The sequence below is a fragment of the Shewanella sp. AC34-MNA-CIBAN-0136 genome, from assembly GCF_040309945.1.
Classification (GTDB): domain Bacteria; phylum Pseudomonadota; class Gammaproteobacteria; order Enterobacterales; family Shewanellaceae; genus Shewanella.
Genome location: NZ_JBEOPJ010000082.1, coordinates 1 through 262, shown reverse-complemented (window position 1 = coordinate 262; position 262 = coordinate 1). Strand labels below are relative to the sequence as shown.

Annotated in this window: 1 pseudogene; it reads left to right on the top strand. The window is 41.6% G+C overall.

The features are described 5' to 3' along the window. Nucleotides 1-262 (top strand): annotated as a pseudogene (locus tag AAEY94_RS20745) (hypothetical protein); the annotation flags it as partial.

Genomic DNA, 262 nt, shown 5'->3' with positions numbered 1-262 from the left:
CTAACGAAGAGCTCGAAGAGCAAACCAAAGTACTCAAAGAATCTGAAACTGAGCTGCAAGCGCAGCAAGAAGAACTGCGCGTCACCAATGAAGAATTGGAGGAACGCACCAAAGCACTTGAAAGCCACCAAATTGAGATGCAGGGGAAAAATGATCAGCTTTATTCCGCGCAACAAATAGTTGAAGAAAAAGCAAAAGAGCTCGAAAGTTCAAGTAAATATAAATCCGAATTTTTAGCGAACATGTCCCATGAGTTAAGAAC